The following is a 21,576-nucleotide window of genomic DNA, read 5'->3' as shown; positions in this document are numbered from 1 at the left end:
TGGTTGCTCGCGCAGTTCCCCGCGCCCCTGACGGAGCCCGAGTCCCGCCCCCCAGGGGCGCGGGGAACTGCGCGACCGGCCCAGTCCGGTCCGCACCCGCCGGACGGGGGAGGCCGGCAGACGCGATGGCGCCGAAGGGACCGGACCCTGCCCCCCCGTAGACTCGCTGGGTGAACGACCTGAACGACTCCCCGGCCGAAATCCTGAGCGGTGCCCTCGCGAGGGCGCTGGACGGGGTGCCGCCCACGCAGGCCGCGCAGGCCGTCGAGCGGCTGATCGCCAGCTACCGGGGCCGCACCCCCACCGACGCGCCGATCCTGCGCGACCGCGCCGACGTCGCCGCGTACGCGGCCTACCGCATGCCCGCGACCTTCGAGGCCGTCCGCTCCGCGCTGACCGCCCTCGCGGACGCGGCCCCGGAGGGATGGGCGCCCGGCAGCCAGGTGGACGTCGGCGGCGGCACCGGCGCGGCGGTCTGGGCCACCGCGGCGACCTGGGAGGGCCGGCGCCCCGTCACGGTCCTCGACTGGGCCGAGCCCGCACTCGCCCTCGGACGTGAACTGGCCGAGGCCGCCCCCCAGTTGAGCACCACGCGGTGGCAGCGCTCCCGTATCGGCGCGTCGCTCACCCTCGACGGCGCCGACCTCGTCACCGTGTCGTATGTTCTGAAAGAGTTGACCGAGGCCGACCGGCGCGCGGTCGTCGACGCGGCGGCCGACGCGGCCACGCAGGCCGTCGTCATCGTCGAGCCGGGCACCCCCGACGGCTACGCGCGGATCATCGAGGCGCGTGACCGGCTGATCGCGGCGGGATACCACGTCGCCGCGCCCTGCCCGCACAGCGCGGCCTGCCCCATCGAGCCCGGCACGGACTGGTGCCACTTCTCGGCGCGCGTCAGCAGGTCGTCGCTGCACCGCCAGGTCAAGGGCGGCTCACTGGCGTACGAGGACGAGAAGTTCAGTTACGTCGCGGCGACCCGCTTCGACCCGGTCCCGCCGCCGAACCGCGTGATCCGCAGGCCCCAGATCCGCAAGGGCCAGGTGCTCCTCGACCTGTGCGGGGCCGAGGAGCAGCTGAGCAGGGTGACCGTGACCAAGCGGCACGGGCCCCTCTACCGCGCGGCACGCGACACGGACTGGGGCGACGCGTGGCCGCCCCGGTCCGAGGGGTGACTCAGGCGCCCCAGGTGCCCTGGTCGACGGCGCAGTTCCAGCCGTTGCCGCGCACGGCGAACTTCACCTTGTAGGTGTTCTTGCTCAGCAGGCGCGTCTGCACCTTGACGCCGAGCTTGGCCTTGCCCGCGAGGCTCTTGTCGTACACGGAGACGGTCTTGGACGTCTTGTGTGTGACCTTGCCGCCCTTGGGCGTCGCCCGGCCGAAGCGGATGTTCTTCACGTTGGTCACGGTGAAGGTGACCTTATTGAAACTCTTGGTGCTCTTGTTCTTCAGCCCGAAGTACAGGCCCCCGTTGGTGACCCAGCCGTTCCGGTCGATCTGGAAGCGGGACGTGTAGACGATGTCGATCGGGCAGCCCGAGCTCCGCGGAGCGGCGCTCGGCGCGGCCGATGCGGCCCGTGCGGACGGCCCCTCCGACGCGGACGCGGCCCCGGCCATACCGAGCTGACCTGCGGTGAGTGCTCCTGCGGTGGCCAGGACCGCGACGGACGTGCGCATGCGATTCACTGCGCTGATACCTCTTCTTCCCCCGGGGCCCGGGTGGGCCCGCTGTTCGGTTCTCGTGGAGCGACGCGAAAAAGCCGTCTGTGGTTCCCGCGCGCCCGCATTGGTACCACGAGGACCCGCGGCACGTGGAGTTGACCCGCTTCTCACCGCCGTTCTCACAACCCTCTTAGAAGCGGTGAGTATCCACATCCCCATGACTGCCACGACCAGTTCTCCCGGCCACGCCCGCAGGCGGCCTGGGGGCCGTTTCCTCGCCGCCTCCGCCGCCCTGGCCCTCGCCGCGGCCGGAGCCACCGCTCACACCTTCACCGCCGACGCCGAACCCGCGTACGGCCACCGCGTCGAGCTCGCCCTCGACGGCGGCACGGCGTCCGTCGACACCGCCACCCTCGCCGTACGCGCCCACACCCGCGACGGCCGCGACCTCACCCTCTCCGAAGCCGCCGGCACCGACCTCGGCCGCCCCGGACCGGTCACCCGTACCGGCAAGGAGCGGGCCCGCTGGAGCTACCCCGAGCGCGGCATCGACGTCACCGCCCGCACCGACCACGGCCGCCTCGCGCTGCGGCTGAGGGCGCACCGCGACACCGCCGTCAGCTGGCCCGTCACCGGCACCGACGCCACCGCCTCGGCCCTCCAACTCCCGCGCGGCGAAGGCCTGGACATCCCCGTCGGCGACTCCTTCTGGACCACCGGAAAGGGTGGACTCGCGGGCACCGCCGTGGACGTCGGCGCCGATCTGACCCTGCCGCTGTGGGGCTACTCCCTCGGCAAGCGCACCGGCGTCAGCTACCTCACCCCCACCGACATCGGCACGACCCTCGGCTTCACCGCCCCCGGCGGCCGGCTGCGCGCCACGGCCGAGCACACCTTCGACGGCGGCGACGGCACCCGCGACTACTCCGTCACCTTCGCCCTCACCGACGGCAACCCGGTCGCGCCCGCCGCCGACTACCGCTCCTACCTCGCCGAGCGCGGCCGACTCGGCAGCCTCAAGCGGAAGATCGCGAAGAATCCCGCCACCGGCCGCCTCCTCGGCGCCTTCCACGCCTACACCTGGGGCGACGCCCGCAAGGCTCCCGCCGTGGAGCAGCTGCGCAAGCTGGGCGTCGACCGGATGTGGCTCGGCTACGACGGGGAGCCCTACCCGGACAAGGACGCGGTGAGCGCCGCGCAGAAGGCCGGGTACCTCACCGGCCCCTACGACTCCTTCGCCAACGGCCAGGACCCGAAGACCGCCGACGCCCCGAACGCGATCTGGCCCGGCACCGTCTACCCGGACTTCTGCGTACGGGACGCCAAGGGCAGCCCCGAGACCGGCTTCGGCGGCCGCGGCTGCTACCTCAGCTCCCAGGCCTTCGAGCAGGCGGAGAAGAAGCACCACTACCTCGCCGACCGCACCCGCTCGATGGTCGCCAACGGCGCCGACAGCTACTTCCTCGACGTCGACGCCACCGGCGAACTCTTCCGCGACCACGGCAAGGGCCACCGCATGACCAAGGCCCAGGACCGCGCGAACCGCCTCGCGCGGATGCGGCGCATCGCGGACACCGGGCTCGTCCTCGGCTCGGAGACCGCGCAGGCGTGGGCGAACAAGGCACTGGCCTTCGACCACGGCGGCGCGACCCCGGTCGCCGACGGCATGTGGAAGCTCCAGAAGGACCGCGAGAAGTGGGGCGGCTACTACCCGGAGACCGCACCCGGCGTCTTCTTCAAGCCGGTCGACCTCCCCGCCGACCTGGCCAAGGCGATGTACGACCCCCGCTACCGCGCCCCGCTCTACGAGACCGCGCTGCACGGCTCGCTCGTCAACACCGAGCGCTGGGAGCTCTCGTACGAGAAGCTGCCCGCGCAGAAGACCACGCGCGCCCTGCTCGCGATGCTCTACAACACCCCCCTCAACTACGTCCTGGACGGACCCTCGCTGAAGAAGCACGGCGCCGAACTGGCCGCCCTCCAGAAGTACTTCTCGCCCCTGCACAAGGCGGCCGGCGCCGAACAGCTCACCTCCTTTCGGCAGTTGACGAAGGACCGCACCGTCCAGCGCACGGTCTTCGGCAAGGGCGCGCTGACGGTGACGGCCAACTTCGGCACCACGGCGTACAAGGGGCTGCCGGGCGGCTGCGTCGATGCCCGCCTCAAGGGTGACGACGCGCCGCGCCGGCTCTGCCCGGCCGGCCTCCCGAAGGCCTAGCCCCGCAGCTCCTGCGTGCAGCACTTCACGCTGCCGCCGCCCTTGAGCAGCTCGCTCAGGTCCATCCCGATGGGTTCGTAGCCGCGCTCCCGCAGCGGCTCGTACAGCCCCAACGCGGCCTGGGGGAGCAGCACATGGAGCCCGTCGGAGACGGCGTTGAGCCCGAGCGCCTCGGCGTCGGGCTCCTCGGCGATCACCGCGTCGGGGAAGAGACGCCGCAGGACCGCCTGGCTGCCGGGCGAGAAGGCGGGCGGGTAGTACATGACCTCGTCCGCCGCGTCGTCCAGGACGGCCAGCGCGGTGTCCAGGTGGTAGTAGCGGGGGTCGATCAGGTCGAGCCCGATCACCGGGCGGCCGAAGAACTCCTGTGCCTCGCCGTGCGAGAGGGGGCTGGCCCGGAAGCCGCGCCCGGCCAGGACGTAGGAGGAGGTGACGGCGAAGTCGCCCTCGCCCTCGTTGATGTGGACGGGTTCGTGGAGCTCGGTGAAGCCGTGCGCGCGGAACCACTCCAGGTGGGCCGCGGCCTCCTCTTCGCGCTCGCGGTAGGCGAAGCGCGCGCCGAGCACCCGCCCCTCGACGACGGTCGCGCCGTTCGCGGCGAAGACCATGTCCGGCAGCCCGGGGCGGGGGGTCAGCTCTTCGACGGTGTGGCCGAGCGAGCGGTAACGGTCACGCAGGTCCTCCCACTGGGCGACGGCGAGCGGGACGTCGACGGGCTTCGCGGGGTCCATCCAGGGGTTGATGGAGTACGTGACCTTGAAGTGTGCCGGTGGGCACATCAGATAGCGCCGGGGTGTGGCGCGCCGAGGAGAGCGAGGAAAACGGGACAAAGAAGGCTCCTCACGTACCGCTGGTCCAGGTGCTGCCCGGTGTGGGTCAGCTGCTGCCCATGGTGAGGCAGTCGCCGCTGTTTGTGGGGCGGTCGCCGCCTTCTGAGGGGCAGTTGCTGCCATGGTGCGGTCTGCGGGGCCTTCGCGCTGTGCACCGAACGGGTGGTTGCGGGCGAGACGGCTCGTCTCGTATAGACGGTACGTCTCGGTTCGGCGCTGCTACTGTCGATGACATGGCCCAGAAGACCGCCCCGGACTCCACGCGCCGCAGCGAACGCTCGCGCCGCGCCATCTACGACGCCGCCCTCGCCCTCGTCGGAGAGGTCGGCTACGCCAAGCTGACGATCGAGGCGATCGCGGCCCGCGCCGGCGTCGGCAAGCAGACGATCTACCGCTGGTGGCCGTCGAAGGGCGCCGTGCTCCTCGACGCCTTCCTCGACCTCGCCCAGCAGGCCGCCGAGGCCGCGAGCGAGGGCCACGACACGGTCCAGACCGAGATTCCCGACTCGGGGGACCTGGAGGCCGACCTCAAGTTCGTGATGCGGGCCACCGTCGACGAGTTCAACGACCCCAAGTACGACGCCCCCTACCGCGCGCTCGCCGCCGAGGGTCTGCTCAACCCCGAGCTGGGCCAGGAGTTCGTGGAGAAACTCCTCGAACCGCAGCTCCAGCTCTTCGTCGACCGGGTGCGCCGGGCCCAGGAAGCGGGGCAGGTCCAGCCGGACGTCGACCCCCGCATCGCCCTGGAGCTGTGGTCGAGCCCGCTCGCCCAGCGCTGGCTGATGCGCTCGGGCGCCCTGACCCACGACTACGTGGACAAGCTTGTCGAGTACGCCCTCCACGGCATCGCGAAGCGCCCCGCCTGATCGGCCTGATCACGCGCGCCTCAGCACCCTCGACCGCTTGACCGGCGCACGTGCGAGCCGCGTCGCCGGTGTACGCGTGAGCCGTTTGACCGGCGTGCGCGAGAGGAGCCCCGGCGCGTCCGTGATGACGCCGTTGCAGCCCAGCCGCAGCACCCGGTCACGCTGGCGTGCCGTGGTCACCGTGTGCGCCCACACGCGCGGGATGCCCGAGTTCACCGCGCGCACCAGATCACGGTCGCGCGCCTTGTGGTCCACGTCCAGGACGTCCACGTACGCCCTCCAGCGCTCGGGCCGGTCGGTGCGCATCTGTGCCTTGGAGCGCCACAGCTGGGTCAGCAGGCCCAGGTGGTGGGCCTGGCGCGCGACCGCGGGGCTGTTGGAGTTCACGAAGACCGAGCGGGTCAGGCCGCGGGCGCGGATCAGCCGGGCCAGCTTCCGCACGCTCCGCGGGTCCTTGGCCTCCAGCATCAGCATGATCCGCCCGCCGAACCGGTCGAGGACCTCCTCGACCGTCGGCGCCCGCTCCGGACGCCACCGGCCGGGCAGCCCGGCGGCGGGCCGCAGCAGGACGCCGTGCCAGCTGTCCCGGTCCATCAGCCGCACCGGGCCCGCCGCGTACGTGGTGCGGTCCAGGGTCTCGTCGTGCATGACCACCAGCGTGCCGTCGCGCAGTATCCGCGTATCGAAGTCGATGACGTGCGCCGTGCCGCGTTCGTACGCCGCCAGCAGCCCCGCCATGCTGTTCTCCGGCACCTCCAGGGCGCCGCCGCGGTGCGCCGTGTAGACGACGCGGGGCAGCACGTCCACGGTCAGGGGGCCGTGGCCCCACTCGATCGGTGCGAGGAAGCCGCTCGGCGCCGTGAGGGCCAGCGCCGTCAGGCCGGTCAGCGCAGTCCTAATGACCATGGCGACACCGTAGGTGGGCAAATCGGCACGTGCCACACAATGGCGGCCAATACGGTCCGCCCTCGGCACCGCTCCGAGCACCCCGGATGTGGGCTCCGGCCCCCCGAGGCGCAGGATGGTGGGACCATGGGTCATGCATTCGGCACAACGGCGAGGTGAGGGGCTAGATGGGCGCGGAGTTCGGCAGCCGGTCCGGCGGGCAGGGCAAATTCTCCCAGTGGCTTCGCCGTCGTCCCAAGGACACGGCGGCCGATGACCGGGCCCGCGAGGACCTGCTGCTGGCCGCCGCGGGGGCCGGGCTGCCGCTCGCCCCGGCCGCGTACCCCTCCGGCTACCGATGTTCCTGCGACCGCATCGGCTGCCCCACGCCCGCCCGTCACCCCGTCTCCTTCGCCTGGCAGACGCAGTCCACGACCGACCGCGGCCAGATCGAGCGCTGGGCCCGCAACCAGCCGCAGGCCAACTTCATCACCGCGACCGGCATGGTCCACGACGTTCTCGACGTGCCGCTGGCCGCCGGCCGCGAGGCCCTGCGGCGCCTGCTCGCGGCCGGTATCGACGTCGGCCCCGTCGCCGAGTCGGGCGATGACCGGATGCTCTTCTACACCGCCACCCGGGGCACCCCCGAGGACGAGGACGAGTGGTGGCCCTGCGAGCTGGACTGCCACCCCGAGACGATGGACGAACACCCGGGCCTGCGCTGGCACTGCCGCGGCTCGTACGTCCTGGTGCCGCCCGCGAAGCTCCCCGGCGACCTGGACGTGCGCTGGGTGCGAGGCCCCGAGCATCCGCTGCCGGACCCCCTGACGCTCCTGGAGACGCTCACCGACGAGTGCGCGCGGGTCGCGGGGGAGCCCCAGCAGGACGTCGCCGCCTGGCCGCTGCGGGGCTGAGGGCTCAGCAGGGTGGGCAGCTAGTCGCCCTTCGCTCCCGTGAGCCCCTGGATGCGGCCGAGGAACGTCACCTTGTCGCCGCCGGACCGCACCGGGTCCACGACCACCTGGCTGGCGGCCCGCGTCAGCAGCAACGACTGCCGCACCTCGCCCTTGAGCAGGGCCTTCGCGTCCGCGTCGACCCTCGGGCTCAGGCCCTTGAAAGCGGTCTGCTTCTCGTAGTGGCGCGTGGAGAAGAACACCAGCGCGCCGCCGTCCTCGGTGCGCAGCCCCAGCGGCGCGAACGAACCGGCGTTCTGCGGCTCGTCGATGTACTGCACCGCCAGACCGGCCCGCTTGCCATTCTTGTCGCGGATCGCCTTCCAGCCGCTCGTGTGGTCGCCCGGCGCGAAGCCCTCGCCGCCCGACTTCAGATACGACGTGTACTTCCCGCCGAGGTCCGCCGGGGGTATCGCGAGGTTCTTCGCGGCCACGTCCACCGGCTCGGCCCAGCCGTCCTTGTCCTTCTTCAGCTCGGGCATCTTCTTCGGCGCCACGAGGTTCAGGTACGTGGCCCGCCACAGGTCGTCGGGGCCGGCCTTGGTGAAGACCCACAGCCAGCGCAGATCCGAGCGGCGGTTGGCCTTTGAGTCGGCCATGAACCAGCGCGGCCAGCCGGCCTTCTTCGGGATCGCGTACGTGACATCCGTCAGCTCCAGCGGCACGTGGTTCTTGTTGCCGCCCGGGTGCTGCACGCCCCGCGACTTCAGCCCCGCCTGGTTGATGGCGCCCAGCGGACCCGTGATCCGCGCCGCGTCGAGCGCCGGATCCAGCTCCTTGTCCGCCTTGTTGTACGCGGCGAGGAAGTCCTTCAGCGCCCGGGCCGCCTCGGCCTTCGTCGCCGCCGGGACGACCTCCCGCTCGCCGTGCACCGTCACGCAACCGGTCGCCGTCATCGCCAAGGAGGTCACCGCTGCCGCCGCCGCGACCGGACGGCAATGACCGCGAAGCCTGCGCACCTTACTCATGGGGTCCCTTCACCTACGCCCTTCCCGGGCCCGAACCCTACCGGGGCCGCACAGCCGCCCCGGCCCCGGCAGGGGGCTCGGCCGCCGTCCGCGCCGGGGCGAAGAAGAACACCAGCGTCGGCACCAGATACAGCAGCCACACCACGACCTGGACCACCGTCGGATCCGGCTGGAAGTTGAACACGCCCTTCAGGAGCGTGCCGTACCAGCTGTCCGGCGGGATCGTCCCGCTGATGTCGAACGCCTTGTCCCGCAGACCGCCGACGAACTCCGCCTCCTGGAGGTCGTGCACGCCGTACGCGAGGACACCCGCCGCCACCACGACCAGCATCGCGCCGGTCCAGGTGAAGAACTTCGCGAGGTTGATGCGGACCGCGCCCTTGTAGAACAGCCAGCCCAGCACCACCGCCGTCAGCAGCCCGAGGACCGCGCCGATCAGAGGTCCGTGCGAACCGTCGCCGGAGGTCCGCACCGACGCCCACACGAACAGGGCCGTCTCCAGCCCTTCCCGGCCCACCGCGAGGAACGCGGTCGCCACCAGCGCGGCCGTGCCCATCCGGAGCGCCGAGTCCAGCTTGCCGTGCAGCTCCGCCTTCAGGTGCCGTGCCGTGCGCCGCATCCAGAAGACCATCCACGTCACCAGGCCCACGGCGACGATCGACAGCGAACCGCCGAGCGCCTCCTGCGCCTTGAACGTCAGCTCCTGCGAGCCGAAGGTCAGCGCACAGCCGAAGCCGAGCGCCAGCGCCACCGCGACGCCGATGCCGGCCCAGATCGGCACCAGCGCGTCCCGCCGCCCCGTCTTCACCAGATACGCGATGAGGATGCAGACGACCAGACTGGCCTCAAGCCCCTCACGCAGACCTATCAGATAGTTGCCGAAGCTGAACATCCGTTCATGCCTTCCCGGTGAACAGGCCCCTGCCCCACCAGTCGTCGCTGTCGCGGACGCCCGGCGGGACCGCGAAGACCGCGGAACCCACGTGCTGGATGTACTCGTTGAGCGCGTCGGAACGCGCCAGATTGCGCTGGACCGGGATGAACCCGCTGCGCACGTCCCGCTGGTAGGCGAGGAAGAACAGCCCCGCGTCCAGGCGGCCGAGACCGTCGGTGCCGTCCGTGAAGGAGTAGCCGCGCCGCAGGATCGTCGCCCCGCCGTTGGCGTCGGGGTGCGCGAGCCGGACGTGCGCGTCGGGCTTCATCGCCTTCAGGAACGGCTCGTCGTGCTCCTTGGCCCTGCCGACCGGGGCGCCCTCGCCCTTGTCGCGCCCGAACACGTCCTCCTGCTCACCGAGCGATGTGCGGTCCCACGTCTCGATGTTCATCCGGATGCGCCGCGCCACGAGATACGAGCCGCCCGCCATCCAGTCCGGCCCGTCCTTCTCGCCGACCCACACGTGCTTCGCGAGCGCCGCGCCGTCCCGCCCCGACACGTTGCGCGTGCCGTCCTTGAAACCGAACAGGTTACGAGGCGTCTGCGCGTCCGGCGTCGTCGACGACGTCTTGCCGAAACCGAGCTGCGACCAGCGCACCGCGACCTTGCCGAAGCCGATGCGGGCGAGGTTGCGGACGGCGTGCACGGCGACCTGGGGGTCGTCCGCGCAGGCCTGCACGCACAGGTCGCCGCCGCTGCGGGCCTTGTCGAGATTGTCGCCGGGGAACCTGGGCAGGTCGACCAGCGCGTCCGGGCGCTTGCCGGACAGGCCGAACCTCTCGAACAGGGAGGGGCCGAAGCCGATCGTCAGCGTCAGCCGGGACGGCGGCAGACCGAGCGCCTCGCCGGTGTCGTCCGGCGGCGCCTCGGCGAGCCCGCCGTGGGCGCCCGCACCGACCGTGTGCCCGGCCGTCATCCGCGCCGCGGCCTTCGTCCAGTCCTTGAGGAGCCGCACGAACTCCTCGCGGTCGTCCGTCTTCACGTCGAACGCCGCGAAGTGCAGCCGGTCCTGGACGGCGGTCGCGATCCCGGCCTGGTGCGCGCCGTGGAAGGGGACGGCCGCCCCGGCGTCCCCGGCGGGCGCCACCGCGTCACCGGGGCGGGTCAGCGCCACCGCGGCGCCCGCGCCCGCCGCGCCGAGCGCGAGGCCGGCGCCACCCCAGCCGAGCAGCGCGCGCCGCGACGGCGCACCCGTGTTCTCCGTGTCGTCCTCGGCCATCGTTCCCCCTTGCCGCTACTTGGACTTCGCGACGGCCGCGGCGAGCTTCGACAGCGGCTCCGCGAGCGCGTTCACGCCGTCGGACAGCTCCTTGCGGTCCGCCTTGCCGACCTTGTCGTACGAGGTGAAGTCGTAGGAGTCCTTGCCGCCCTCGCGGTACTTCTCCAAGAGCGCGTCCAGGGCCGCGAACTGCTTGTCGAGCTCCTTCGTGAGCTTCGGGTCGTTCTCGGCGGCCACCGGCTTCAGCAGCTCGTAGGACTTCTCGGCGCCCTCGACGTTGGCCTTGAAGTCGACCAGGTCGGTGTGCGAGTAACGCTCCTCCTCGCCGGTGACCTTGCCGGTGGCGACCTCGTCGAGGAGTTCCTTGGCGCCGTTGGCCATGGAGGTGGGGGTGATGACGGCCTTGCCGACGCGGTTCTGCCAGTCCTTGAGGTCCCTGTCGAGAAGGGTGGCCAGCTCCTTCTCCCGCTTGCCGATCTTCTTGTCCTTCCACAGGGCCCGCTCAAGACGGTGCCAGCCCGTCCACTCCTTCTCCGGGTCCTGACCGTCCTCCAGGCCGTCCTCGCGGACGTCGACCTTGGGGTCGATGTCGCCGAAGGACTCCGCCACGGGCTCGGTGCGCTCCCAGCCGATGCGGGAGTCGGCGTATGCCTTCTTCGCGGCCGTCAGGTCGCCCTCGCGCACGGCGTCGGTGAAGGCCTTCGCCTTCGGCAGCGTCGCGTCGGCCTGCTCCTGCGCGTACTCGCGGTAGGCGGCGACGGCCTTGTCCAGGCGCGGGTCGCGCTTCGCGGCCGTGCCGCCACCCGTGACGGTGACCTTCTGGCGGATGCCGTCGCCCCTCATGCCGGGCTTGCAGGCGATCTCGTACGAACCGGCCTTCACCTCGGCGGTGAGCCGCTGCTTGGTGCCCGGGCCGATGTTCTCGCGCTCGCTGACGATGCGGTCGTCGGGGAAGAGGATGTAGACCTCGGTGACCTTGGAGCCCTTGTTCTCGATGGCCAACTCGACGTGACCGGCGGAGAGCCTCTTCTTGGAGACCTCGCACGAGTCATCGGTGGCGGTCACGCTCACGCTGTTCGCGCCGCCCTTGGCGTCGCTCTTCTCCGTGCAGCCCGTGACGGCGGTCAGGGCCGCGGCGGTCGCGACGGCGGTGACGACGGACAGGCGGGCGGGGCGCACGGGTCGCATAGAGGGCTCCAAGCGGGGTCACGGACGAGTGCCGGGCCCCACCGCAAGCCGATGAGGCGGACCTAACTTAACCGACCCTTACCTCGGCGATACCCGCCCGTTCCGTGATTCAGCTCTCACGTCGGCCGGGGGGTCGCGCCGCCGCTCACGGGCCGGTCACGGACGGCTGATGCCACGCCCATGACCAGGTAAAGCACCGGTCAAGGGCTTCGGCGGGGAGTGACGACGGGGGCTCCGGTGCGCGGGTGCGGGAAGACCTCGACCGGCTGCCGGTACACCTCCGAGAGCAGCCCCTCCTCGAACACGTCACCGGGGGCGCCCTCCGCCGCGAGCGCCCCGCCCCGCAGCACCGCCACCCGGTCCGCGTACGCCGCCGCGAGGCCGAGGTCGTGCAGGACCACCACGACCGCGTCACCGGCGGCGGCCCGCTCCCGGCAGATCCCGAGGACCAGCTCCTGGTGGCGCAGATCGAGCGCGGCGGTCGGCTCGTCGAGCAGCAGCAGCGGGGCGCGCTGGGCGAGGACGCGGGCGAGCGCGACGCGGGCCCGCTCGCCGCCGCTGAGCGCGGAGAACGGGCGTACGGCGAAGTCGCCCACCTCCGTGGCCGCCATCGACTCGCGTACGATCCGGTCGTCGTCGTCCGCCAGGCGCGTCCCGGCCCACGGTGCCCGGCCCATCCGCACGACGTCCTCGACCGCGAAGGGGAAGGACAGCGCGGCGGACTGCGGCAACACGGCCCGCCGCAGGGCGAGTTCGCCTGCCCGCCACTCGGCCGCCGGGCGCCCGCAGACACGTACGGCCCCGGCCCCGGCCGGCAGATCGGCGGCGAGCGCGGCCAGCAGCGTCGACTTCCCCGCGCCGTTCGGCCCGACCAGGGCCAGCACCTCGCCCGCGCGGGCGGCCACGGACACCCCCGCGAGGACCTCCCGCGCGCCGAGCCGCACCCGCAGCCCTTCGGCCTCGGCGAGCACGTCGCCGGCGGCGGTGGGGTCCGGCAGGGTGCGCGTTCGCCCGGTGAGCAGTTTCCCGCTCAGCTGCTTGATCATGCCCAACCACCTTGCCCGCGACGGGTCCTGCGCAGCAGCCAGAAGAAGAACGGGCTGCCGAAGAGAGCGGTGAGCACACCCAGCGGCAGCTCGGCGGGTGCCGCCACCGTACGCGCGGCCAGGTCGGCCGCCACCAGCACCACGGCGCCGCCGAGCGCGCTGCCGGGCACGAGGAAGCGGTGCCCGGGGCCCGCCGCCATCCGCAGCAGGTGCGGTACGAGCAGTCCCACGAAGGTGATGATCCCGGCCACGGCCACGGCGGCCGCGGTCAGCAGCGCCACCACGAGCATCAGCACGAGCCGCAGCCGCTCGACGTCCACACCCAGGTGCCGGGCGGGCCGCTCGCCGAGCGCCAGCAGGTCGAGCCTGCGGGAGAAGAAGGGCGCGACGGCCAGACCGAGCAGCGCGCACGGCAGCACGGCCAGCACCTTCGGCCAGGTCGCCCCCGCGAGCGAGCCCAGCTGCCAGAACGTGATCTGACTGATCTGCGCGTTGTCCGCGAAGAAGACGCACAAGCCGATGAGCGCGCCCGCGAACGCGTTCACGGCGATGCCGGTGAGGATCAGCGTCACGACCTCCGTCCGGCCGCCCTCGCGCGCCATCACGTACACCAGGAGAACCGTCGCGAGCCCGGCGACGAACGCGCAGACGCTGACGGTCCAGTTGCCGAAGAAGGTCAGCCCGAGCGCGATGGAGGCGACCGCGCCGACCGCCGCGCCCGACGAGATCCCGATGACGCCGGGCTCGGCGAGCGGGTTGCCGAACACGCCCTGCATGAGGGCTCCCGCGCAGCCGAGCGAGGCGCCGACGAGCAGCGCGAGGACGACGCGGGGCAGACGCACGTTCCACAGCACGCTCTCGCCGACCCGGTCCAGCGGCGCACCGCCGAGCCCGAGCCGGTGCCCGGCCGAGGAGAGCACGTCACCGAGCGGGATCTCGTACGCGCCGATGCCGGCGGAGAGGAGGCAGAGCAGGACGAGGGCGGCGAGGAGCCCCACGGTCAGCGGGAGGGTGGTCGTCCGGCGGCGGCGCGGGGCCGTTCCGGCGGGGGCCCCGGGGGTGGCCGGGGCGGCCGCTTTGGTCAGGACGGTCACTTGGCGTCCCCGTAAACCTGCTCGACCAGGGACTTCAGCACCTGGTCGGTGCGCGGCCCGTAGTTGAGGAGTACGCCGTCGTCGACGGAGACGACGCGGCGGTCCAGGCCCGCGGGGGTCTCGGCTACGCCCGGCACCTTCAGCAGCCCGTCGACGCCGTCCACGGACTTCAGGCCCTTCGTCATCACGAGGATGGCGTCGGGCGCGGCCTTGGCGAGCGCCTCGCTCGTGATCGCCGTGAAGTCCTTCGTCAGCCCGGACTCCGTGCCCGCGTCGACCGCGCCCGCCGCCTCCAGGAGCGAACTCGCCCCGGAATCGCGGCCGCCGAGGAGATAGACCGAGGCCGAGCCGCGCAGGTAGAGGAAGGCGACCCGTGGCTTCTTGGCGCGGGGCCGAGCGGGGATGCCCTCGCGGGCCGCGGCGATCCGTTCCTCCGTACGCCGCGTCAGTTCCGCGCCCGCCTTCTCGACGCCCAGGGCCTTGGCCACCGCCCCGATCCGCGGGCTCACGTCGTCGAGGCTCTTCGCCGGGTCGAACACGACGAGGGGGACGCCCGCGTCACGGATCTGGTCGATGGCCTCGGCGGGTCCGGTGGTGGTGTCGGCGAGGACGACCGTCGGCTTCAGCGAGAGCACGCTCTCCGCCGAGACGTCGTGGGCGCGTGTCACCACCGGCAGCTTCGCGGCCTGCTCGAAGGTGGCGGTGATGTCGCGCGCCACGACGTTCTCGCCGAGCCCGAGGGTGAAGACGATCTCGTTGAGGCTCCCGGTGAGCGGCACGATGCGGCCGGTGTCCCGCACCGTCACGCGGCGCCCGTCGGCGGAGGTGACGGTCGTGGGAAGTTCGGGTTCCGCGCCGCCCTTCAGGGGCTCGACCCGGTCGGGCGCGGCGTCCCGCGACGCCGCTTTCCGCGGCTGCGGTGAGGCGTCGCCGTCCGGCGCGGCGCACGCCGTGAGGCCGAGGGCGAGCGCGGCGGCCCACGCGCCGGCGATACGGAGTGAGCGCGGCATACGCACCGAAGTCCACCGTCCTGTCGTGCGGTTGAGGTCTGGAGGTCCGGGAGGTCCGGGAGGTCCGGGAGTCCCGGGAGGTCTGGGCGGGGTTTCCGCTGAAGCGATCGTAGTTTAGGTTAGCCTTACCTAATTAACCAGCCCTGCCGTCCTGGAGGAGCCCCATGCTGTCGTCGAGGCAGTCGAGACCGTTGAGGCCGGTACACCCCCGTGGCCGCGCCGCAGCCGTGGCCCTGCTCACCGCACTGCTCGGAGCGCTGCTCCCGGTGACCGCCGCGCACGCGGAAGGCCGCACGGTCCAAGGCGGACGGCTCGACTGGGGCATCAAGTCCTCCTTCCAGAGCTACGTCACCGGGCCCATCGCCCAAGGCGCATCGACGCTCCGGGGCGGGGCCGCGACCGTGGGCGGCGGCCGGTTCCGCTTCCACTCGGCGCAGGGCACCTACGACCCACAGAGCGGGACGTTCCGTGCTGGGTTCTCCGGAGGCGTGCGCTTCACCGGGCACAAGAAGGGCGGCTCGTACGAGCTGGACCTGACGATCAGCCGCCCCACGGTGAAGGTCTCCGGCGGCTCCGGGACGCTCTATGCCGACATGGTCAGCAAGGAGAAGGGCACCGGCAAGGTCACCTCGACCGCGCAGGTACCGCTCGCCGCGCTCGATATGCGCGGCATCAACACGAAGGGCGGCACCGGTCCCATCGCCCTCACCAACCTTCCCGCGACGCTCACTTCACAGGGAGCCAAGGCCTTCGCCGGTTACTACACGGCGGGCACGGCACTCGATCCGGTGAGCCTGTCGACGGACCTCGTCGCGCGGCCCGGGACGGGGAAGGCGACGGGGAAGGCGGCGGGGGAGGCCTCGAAGAAGCCTGCGGAGGGCAAGGGCGCGACGAGCAAGGGCAAGCGGGAGGCGGGCCGCATCGAGGACGCCGCCGTCGACTGGGGCGTGCGCCGCACCTTCCGCGAATACGTCACCGGCTCCGTCGCGCAAGGCGAGTGGAAGCTCTCCGGCGGGGCCGAGGACGGGGGAGCGCTCTTCCGCTTCCCCGACGGCGAGGGCACGTACGACGCGAAGAAGCGGTGCCTCACCGCGGACTTCGCGGGCGCCGTCCGCTTCACCGGCGAGCACGGCCTCGACCTCACGCTGAACAAGGTCGCCGTCGAAGTGAAGGACGGCAAGGGGACGTTGTACGCGGAGGTCGACGGCGGCGATGGCGGCGACGGGGGCGGCCGTGGCGATGGCGGCGTCATGAAGAAGGCCCCGCTGGTCACCTTCGCCGCGTCCGCGAAGCAGCTGCGGCCCAAGGACGGCCTGGTCTCGCTCACCGAGGTGCCCACGAAGCTGACCGCTGACGGAGCCAAGGCCTTCGGCGGCATGTACAAGGCGGGCGCCGCCATGGACCCGCTCTCCCTCGCCGTGGCCTTCGACGCGGACGCCACGCTGCCCGCGCTCCCGGACCTCGGCTCCTCCGCGAGCCCGGCCCCCCGGCCGAAGAAGGCCGCCCCCAGGGCCGAGAACGCGGCGGACACCTCCCCCGACTTCGCCGACTCCTCCTCGAACGCCGTGCCGATCGGCGTCGGTGCGGGCGTGGCGGTGCTGCTCGCGGCGGCGGTCGCGTTCGGCGCCGTACGCAAGAAGCGTGCCTCGCGGGACAGCGCGAACATGTCGAATCCCTGACCCCCACCCCTACGCCTCACTTCACATCCCTCCCACCTCTCCCACCTCTCCCACTTTCCCCTCTTTCCCCTCTTTCCCCCACCTCCCAAGGAGGAGCCTGACCATGTCCAGGAACCGTCGCCCCCTCACCCTCGCGGCAGCCGTCGCCACGGCCGTCACGCTCGGCGCGTCCGCCCTCGCGCTCCCGGCGCTCGCCGCCGACGGCGGCGGCAAGGCGGGGCCGCCGAAGCTGGAGCTCAAGGACGGCACGCTGGACTGGGGTCTGAAGGAGTCCTTCCGCAGGTACGTGGCGGGCATGGCCCACGGCACGATCGAAGCGACGGACGGCGCCAGGCAGGCGGCGGACAACGGGGTGTTCACCTTCACCGACGGCACGGGGACGTACGACACCGGCACGCACGCCACCGCGACCGCGTTCAAGGGCGCCGTCCGGTTCGCCTCCACCGCCCACCGGTTCGACATCAAGATCGCCGACGTGAAGGTGCGCACCGAGGGGAAGACCGGTGCCATCCAGGCCGACGTCACCCTGAACGGCGCCACGCAGAACGGCATCGACCTCGCCGCTCTCGATCTGAGTACGGTCAGGCCCGGACAGGGCGAGGGCGGCGCGATGACCTTCAAGGACATACCGACGACGCTGACGGCGGACGGCGCCAAGGCGTTCAACGGCATGTACCAGGCGGGCGACAAGCTCGACCCGGCCACCCTCACGGTGAAGGCGGCGGCCGGCACACCGACGGACAAGCCGACCGACAAGCCTGATCCCACCCCCACCCCCACCCCCACTCCCACCCCTACGCGGACCACGACGCCCACTGGCACACCCACCACTCCCGGGCGCCCCGCGGGCCAAGTCGTCGACGGCAGCCTCTCCTGGGGCCTGAAGAAGTCCTTCCGCACCTACATCTCGTCCGGCGGCAAGGTGACCGCCGCGGGCGGCGCGGCGAAGGTCTCCGGCGGCTACACGTTCCCCCACGTCAAGGCGACCGTGAACGCCGGTGCCAAGAAGGTCGACGCGTCCTTCGGCGGCAGTGTCCGCTTCATGTACAAGGCGCACGGCATCGACATGAGGTTCAGCGACCTCAAGGTACGGACGAACGGCTCCAAGGGCACCCTGATCGTCGACGTCACCACGCGCAAGGGCACGAACAACGACGTGAAGTTCGCGACGCTCGACCTCTCCAAGGCCTCGTACCGGGCGAAGGGTGACGTCGTCCGGCTCACCAAGGTCCCCGCGGCCTTCACGGCGACCGGCGCGCGGCAGTTCGCCAACGGCGCCGTCGGCTCCATGTACAAGGCGGGCCAGCGGATCGACCCGGTGACCGTCGCGCTGTCCCTCTCCGAGAACGCCGAACTCCCCGCCGGTGGCGGCGGGAGGGGCGACGAGGCGACCGGCGGCACCGGAACCACGGGCTCCGGCTCTGTGGGCTCCGGCTCTGTGGGCGGGGACACCGTCGGCGGCGGTACCGGAGGCGCCGTGCTCGGTGACGCGGGTTCGCTGGCGTCCACCGGCGCCGGCATCCCCTCGGCCGCGCTGCTCGGCACGGCGGGCGCGGCCGTGGTGGCGGGCGCGGGCGCGGTGTATGTGGCCCGGCGCAAGCGGGGCGCCGAACTGGCGTGATGCCGCGATGCCCGGGTTCAATGCCCGGGTGACTGAACCATGCGGCGTGACTGAACCACTCGGCGTCTTCGACGTATCCGGCACGTACGACGTGCTGCGTGTTTTCTGCGGGCCCGACGGTCGGCACGGCAACGAACTCGGTGTCGTGCGCGACGGGGCCCGCGTGCGTGCCACGGAGGACCGCCAGGCGTTCGCGGCGAAACTCGGCTTCAGCGAGACGGTGTTCGTCGACGACCCCGAGCGGGGCACCATCGACATCTACACCCCGACGCTGCGCCTGCCCTTCGCCGGCCATCCCTGCGTCGGCACGTCCTGGCTGCTCGACGTGGCCGAACTGCACACGCGGGCGGGCGTGGTGGCAGCCCGGCAGGACGGGGAGTTCAGCTGGATCACGGCCCGCGCCGAGTGGGCGCCGCCGCGGACCCTGCGGCGGTACGGCACGGCCGCGGAGGTCGAAGCGCTGGACGTACCGCCGCCGGGGGAGTGGGTGTACGCCTGGGCGTGGGAGGACGAGGCCGCCGGACGGGTGCGCGCGCGGGCCTTCCCCGGCCGGGGCGACGGCATCGACGAGGACGAGGCGACGGGCGCGGCGGCGCTCCTGCTCACGCACGAGTTGAGCCGCGCCCTGAACATCACGCAGGGGCGCGGCTCACAGATCCTGACGGCGCCGGGGCCGGACGGCTGGATCGAGGTGGGCGGAAGGGTCCGCCTCGTACAGGCCGGTGCCTCCGCCTAGTTCAGCTCACGCGCTGAGCGGGAACTCCTCGCCCAGTTCGCGGAAGACGGCGGTGTTCAAGGCGAAGGCGCGCTTGCACTCGTCCACGATCCGCTTCTTCTCCAGCTCGTCCGTGACGGCCGCGTCGAGCCCGTCGAGCAGTTCGCGGTACCCGCGCTTGAACGCGGCCGGGTTGGAGATCCCCTCGAACACGTAGAAGCGCACGCCGTCGCCCTTGCGTGCGAAGCCCCAGGTCTGCTCGGCCTTGCCGCGGATGATCTGGCCGCCGGAGAGGTCGCCGAGGTAGCGGGTGTAGTGGTGGGCGACATAGCCGCCGGGCCAGGTGCGCGCGCACTCCTCGACCCGCGCCGCGTACGCCGCCGTGGCGGGCAGCGGGGCGAGGCCTCTGCGCCAGTGCGCGCCCCGCAGATGCGCGAGGTCACGCTCCAGCTCGCGCACGCGCAGCAGCTCGGGCTGGATGAACGGTCCCGCGACGGGGTCCTCGGCCAGCGCCTCGGCGCCGTCCTCCAGTGCGCGGTAGACGAACCACAGCTGTTCCGTGTAGCGGGCGTAGGCCTCGACGCCGAGCCGGCCGCCGAGCAGGTCGCTCATGAAGGTGGAGGTCTCGGCCTCCGTGTGCTGCTCGTGGGACGCGGTGCGGATGACCGTCGAAAAGGGGGTGGAGGGGGTGACCGGCGTGACCGGTGTGAGCGGCGTATCCATGAGGGCCTCCAGGGAGCCGGGTGACGGGTGGCGGGAACCAGCGACCGTACGGAGATCATGGCAAGTTAGGCTTACCTAAGTCAACTGGTTCCCGACATCCTGTCGGTAAAAACGCTACCCGCTCCGAGGGTGGGCAACCACCGCTGCGCCTCAGACGCCCCCGTGGCACTCAGGGCAGCGTGAGGATGTCCGCTCCGGTGTCCGTCACCACCAGCGTGTGCTCGAACTGCGCGGTGCGCTTCCTGTCCTTGGTGACGACGGTCCAGCCGTCGTCCCACATGTCGTACTCGTGCGTGCCGAGCGTCAGCATCGGCTCGATCGTGAACGTCATGCCGGGCTGGATGGTGGTCGTCGCGTGCGGGCTGTCGTAGTGCGGGATGATCAGTCCGGAGTGGAAGGACGAGTTGATGCCGTGACCGGTGAAGTCACGCACCACGCCGTAGCCGAACCGCTTGGCGTACGACTCGATGACGCGGCCGATGATGTTGATCTGGCGGCCGGGCTTGACGGCCTTGATGGCGCGGTTGAGCGACTCGCGGGTCCGCTCGACGAGCAGCTTCGACTCCTCGTCGACGTCGCCGACGAGGTAGGTGGCGTTGTTGTCGCCGTGGACGCCGCCGATGTACGCCGTGACGTCGAGGTTGATGATGTCGCCGTCCTTGAGGACGGTGGAGTCCGGGATCCCGTGGCAGATGACCTCGTTGACCGAGCTGCACAGCGACTTCGGGAAGCCGCGGTAGCCGAGCGTGGAGGGGTAGGCACCGTGGTCGCACATGTACTCGTGCGCGACGCGGTCCAGCTCATCGGTGGTCACACCGGGCGCGATGTGCTTCGCGGCCTCTTCCATGGCGCGCGCGGCGATGCGGCCCGCGGTACGCATCAGCTCGATGGTCTCGGGGGACTGCACCTCGGGCCCCGTGTACGGGGTGGGGGCGGGTTTTCCCACGTACTCCGGGCGCCTGATGTTGCCGGGTACGGAACGGATGGGGGAGAGCTCCCCTGGGACGAGCAGTGACTGGCCAGACATGCGAGCGAGTCTAGCCAGCCGTCGTGGGGCAGCATGGCGTCAGAGACGGGTACCGGACCGGCGACGGATCGATCCGGCACCGGCGGCACCGGCATGAGAGGAGCGGGTGGTCATGGCACTGTTCAAGAAGCGGACGGTCGGCAAGCCGGGCGAGTGGTACTACTGCCTGGAGCACAAGAAGGTCGAGGAGGGCCCCGAGTGCCCCGGCAAGGACCGGATGGGCCCCTACGCCTCGCGCGTGGACGCCGAGCAGGCGATGCGGACGGCGGCGGAGCGCAATCTCGAATGGGAGAACGACCCGCGGTGGCACGACACGGTGGGACGGGGCGACGACGACTGACCCCTCCGGGGGCTTCGGCGGGACGGCGGCCCGGTGGGGGCGGCCCCGGGTCCGCCGGTGGCCCGGCGTCGCGCGGACGGCACGTCGCCGCTTCGCTTCGCGGCGGACTCTCCCGCCCACCCGCTCGCTCGTTCTCCGCAGTCCACCGCGAGGGGCCGGGGTGACGAGCCCCGGGAACCCAGTAGTTGCGGGAGTTACGGCGCGGCGGCCCCCGCCGCGTCCCGCTCACGGTCACGCCTCCCGTCCGTGTCCGTCGTCGCGCCGTACGCGGCGAGCCGCGGCAGCGCCGCCGCGAGGACGGCGACCGAGGCCACGCAGGCGAGGCCGCCGGACCAGATGACCGGCCCGCCGCGGCGCCGCGCGGACCTGCCGCGGCTGCGGACCGGCGCCGTAGGACAGCACCTCTATGCCGGCGAGGCGCCCCCGCGGCTCGCCGGGGATCGTCTGGTTCCAGATGGTGGAACGGCCGAGGCCGCTCAGCATCTCCCCGGCGCCACAGGCACCCCGGCACCACCCCCCCACGTTCGAGAACCAGCCCGCCGCCGTGATCGCGAGCCCCCACCCCGACGCCCCGGGCGCCCGAATGTCGGCGGGCCGGGGT

20 protein-coding genes and 1 pseudogene are annotated in these 21,576 nt (G+C 72.0%); 8 read left to right on the top strand and 13 right to left on the bottom strand.

Features of this window, described 5'->3' with window-relative positions:
• The first annotated feature begins 179 nt into the window (after positions 1–179).
• Positions 180–1,172: a small ribosomal subunit Rsm22 family protein gene (locus tag ACOBQB_RS20570; protein WP_423598618.1), complete on the top strand. Its 993-nt coding sequence runs from the start codon at positions 180–182 to the stop codon at positions 1,170–1,172.
• A gap of 1 nt (position 1,173) precedes the next feature.
• Here the strand turns inward: ACOBQB_RS20570 and ACOBQB_RS20565 are convergent, their stop codons facing one another.
• Positions 1,174–1,674, bottom strand: a complete 501-nt coding sequence (locus ACOBQB_RS20565; RefSeq protein WP_423593632.1) for a hypothetical protein — start codon at positions 1,672–1,674, stop codon at positions 1,174–1,176.
• 202 nt (positions 1,675–1,876) lie between these two features.
• Here ACOBQB_RS20565 and ACOBQB_RS20560 point away from each other — a divergent pair, with 202 nt between their 5' ends.
• A complete protein-coding gene (locus ACOBQB_RS20560) occupies positions 1,877–3,877 on the top strand; it encodes a glycoside hydrolase (RefSeq protein WP_423593631.1) in 2,001 nt (666 codons plus the stop codon).
• Here the strand turns inward: ACOBQB_RS20560 and ddaH are convergent.
• On the bottom strand, positions 3,874–4,707 hold the full coding sequence (gene ddaH / locus ACOBQB_RS20555; RefSeq protein ID WP_423593630.1) for a dimethylargininase: 834 nt from the start codon (positions 4,705–4,707) through the stop codon (positions 3,874–3,876). The genes ACOBQB_RS20560 and ddaH overlap by 4 nt on opposite strands.
• 233 nt (positions 4,708–4,940) lie before the next feature.
• Between ddaH and ACOBQB_RS20550 the strand changes: the two genes are divergently transcribed.
• The gene (locus tag ACOBQB_RS20550) at positions 4,941–5,573 is read left to right on the top strand and encodes a TetR/AcrR family transcriptional regulator (RefSeq protein WP_423593629.1); all 633 of its coding nucleotides are present in this window, start codon (positions 4,941–4,943) and stop codon (positions 5,571–5,573) included.
• Positions 5,574–5,582: 9 nt separating this feature from the next.
• On the opposite strand, the gene ACOBQB_RS20545 is transcribed toward ACOBQB_RS20550, so the two are convergent.
• Positions 5,583–6,479 carry a glycerophosphodiester phosphodiesterase gene (locus ACOBQB_RS20545; RefSeq protein WP_423593628.1) on the bottom strand — a complete coding sequence of 299 codons (897 nt, stop codon included), beginning with the start codon at positions 6,477–6,479 and terminating at the stop codon, positions 5,583–5,585.
• 167 nt (positions 6,480–6,646) lie between these two features.
• Between ACOBQB_RS20545 and ACOBQB_RS20540 the strand changes: the two genes are divergently transcribed.
• Complete coding sequence (locus ACOBQB_RS20540) at positions 6,647–7,372, top strand: bifunctional DNA primase/polymerase (RefSeq protein WP_423593627.1); 726 nt, start codon at positions 6,647–6,649, stop codon at positions 7,370–7,372.
• A 20-nt stretch (positions 7,373–7,392) separates the two neighbouring features.
• On the opposite strand, the gene ACOBQB_RS20535 is transcribed toward ACOBQB_RS20540, so the two are convergent.
• The 7 genes from ACOBQB_RS20535 to ACOBQB_RS20505 form a co-directional block, all read right to left on the bottom strand.
• Complete coding sequence (locus tag ACOBQB_RS20535) at positions 7,393–8,307, bottom strand: hypothetical protein (RefSeq protein WP_423593626.1); 915 nt, start codon at positions 8,305–8,307, stop codon at positions 7,393–7,395.
• 109 nt (positions 8,308–8,416) lie between these two features.
• On the bottom strand, positions 8,417–9,271 hold the full coding sequence (gene efeU, locus ACOBQB_RS20530; protein ID WP_423593625.1) for an iron uptake transporter permease EfeU: 855 nt from the start codon (positions 9,269–9,271) through the stop codon (positions 8,417–8,419).
• Positions 9,272–9,275: 4 nt separating this feature from the next.
• Positions 9,276–10,532 carry an iron uptake transporter deferrochelatase/peroxidase subunit gene (gene efeB, locus ACOBQB_RS20525; protein WP_423593624.1) on the bottom strand — a complete coding sequence of 419 codons (1,257 nt, stop codon included), beginning with the start codon at positions 10,530–10,532 and terminating at the stop codon, positions 9,276–9,278.
• Positions 10,533–10,547: 15 nt separating this feature from the next.
• The gene (gene efeO, locus ACOBQB_RS20520; RefSeq protein ID WP_423598616.1) at positions 10,548–11,711 is read right to left on the bottom strand and encodes an iron uptake system protein EfeO; all 1,164 of its coding nucleotides are present in this window, start codon (positions 11,709–11,711) and stop codon (positions 10,548–10,550) included.
• Between the two features lie 209 nt (positions 11,712–11,920).
• Positions 11,921–12,766 (bottom strand): heme ABC transporter ATP-binding protein, encoded by an 846-nt coding sequence (locus ACOBQB_RS20515; protein WP_423593623.1) that lies wholly within the window; start codon positions 12,764–12,766, stop codon positions 11,921–11,923.
• Positions 12,763–13,860, bottom strand: a complete 1,098-nt coding sequence (locus ACOBQB_RS20510) for a FecCD family ABC transporter permease (protein WP_423593622.1) — start codon at positions 13,858–13,860, stop codon at positions 12,763–12,765. Before ACOBQB_RS20510 ends, ACOBQB_RS20515 begins: the two co-directional genes overlap by 4 nt.
• Complete coding sequence (locus tag ACOBQB_RS20505) at positions 13,857–14,870, bottom strand: heme/hemin ABC transporter substrate-binding protein (protein ID WP_423593621.1); 1,014 nt, start codon at positions 14,868–14,870, stop codon at positions 13,857–13,859. Before ACOBQB_RS20505 ends, ACOBQB_RS20510 begins: the two co-directional genes overlap by 4 nt.
• Positions 14,871–15,034: 164 nt before the next feature.
• On the opposite strand from ACOBQB_RS20505, the gene ACOBQB_RS20500 reads away from it, so the two are divergent.
• The 3 genes from ACOBQB_RS20500 (at position 15,035) to ACOBQB_RS20490 (ending at position 18,906) form a co-directional block, all read left to right on the top strand.
• A complete protein-coding gene (locus ACOBQB_RS20500) occupies positions 15,035–16,549 on the top strand; it encodes an HtaA domain-containing protein (RefSeq protein WP_423593620.1) in 1,515 nt (504 codons plus the stop codon).
• 103 nt (positions 16,550–16,652) lie between these two features.
• Positions 16,653–18,170, top strand: coding sequence for an HtaA domain-containing protein (locus tag ACOBQB_RS20495; protein WP_423593619.1), 1,518 nt, complete (start codon positions 16,653–16,655; stop codon positions 18,168–18,170).
• A gap of 7 nt (positions 18,171–18,177) precedes the next feature.
• On the top strand, positions 18,178–18,906 hold the full coding sequence (locus ACOBQB_RS20490) for a PhzF family phenazine biosynthesis protein (protein WP_423593618.1): 729 nt from the start codon (positions 18,178–18,180) through the stop codon (positions 18,904–18,906).
• Positions 18,907–18,912: 6 nt separating this feature from the next.
• On the opposite strand, the gene ACOBQB_RS20485 is transcribed toward ACOBQB_RS20490, so the two are convergent.
• Together ACOBQB_RS20485 and map are read right to left on the bottom strand one after the other, a co-directional pair.
• Positions 18,913–19,608 carry a heme oxygenase (biliverdin-producing) gene (locus tag ACOBQB_RS20485; RefSeq protein ID WP_423593617.1) on the bottom strand — a complete coding sequence of 232 codons (696 nt, stop codon included), beginning with the start codon at positions 19,606–19,608 and terminating at the stop codon, positions 18,913–18,915.
• Between the two features lie 169 nt (positions 19,609–19,777).
• A complete protein-coding gene (gene map / locus ACOBQB_RS20480) occupies positions 19,778–20,635 on the bottom strand; it encodes a type I methionyl aminopeptidase (RefSeq protein ID WP_423593616.1) in 858 nt (285 codons plus the stop codon).
• Positions 20,636–20,747: 112 nt separating this feature from the next.
• Between map and ACOBQB_RS20475 the strand changes: the two genes are divergently transcribed.
• Positions 20,748–20,975: a hypothetical protein gene (locus tag ACOBQB_RS20475; RefSeq protein WP_423593615.1), complete on the top strand. Its 228-nt coding sequence runs from the start codon at positions 20,748–20,750 to the stop codon at positions 20,973–20,975.
• A 194-nt stretch (positions 20,976–21,169) separates the two neighbouring features.
• On the opposite strand, the pseudogene ACOBQB_RS20470 reads toward ACOBQB_RS20475, so the two are convergent.
• Positions 21,170–21,548 (bottom strand): annotated as a pseudogene (locus ACOBQB_RS20470) (MFS transporter); the annotation flags it as partial.
• Positions 21,549–21,576: the final 28 nt, after the last annotated feature.

The organism is Streptomyces sp. G5(2025), assembly GCF_049542075.1.
GTDB lineage: Bacteria > Actinomycetota > Actinomycetes > Streptomycetales > Streptomycetaceae > Streptomyces.
The sequence above is the reverse complement of the archived record's forward strand: the minus strand, read 5'-3'. Positions and strand labels throughout refer to the sequence as shown.